The organism is Schleiferilactobacillus shenzhenensis LY-73 (assembly GCF_000469325.1).
Lineage (GTDB): Bacteria > Bacillota > Bacilli > Lactobacillales > Lactobacillaceae > Schleiferilactobacillus > Schleiferilactobacillus shenzhenensis.
In genome coordinates, this window is record NZ_KI271587.1 from 137627 (window position 1) to 137953 (window position 327).

The window sequence follows — 327 nt, forward strand, 5'->3', positions numbered from 1 at the left end:
ACTGACCGCGTTTTGCCTCCGCTTGCTACGCGTTGGCACTCAGTCATGCCCAAATACGAGTTCTGTCACGCCCAAATTTCACAGCTGAGCCCCCAATCTGCTCTGCCCTTCGTCGCCCCATCCTACATCATCGGACACTGGAATAGTCTCGCTCGACACGAAACCCTCGCAACTCCTTCGGGGGCGTTACAGCATTTGCCTGAAGGTACGAGCATCTTGGTGCACCTCCGGCGAATATGTCCTGGCCACTAAGGCTTTACAATCGGGCGCGATGTAGGCGATTTGGGCCCGGAGGCTGGCGGGCGTCAGTGGCCAAATTGGTCTTAG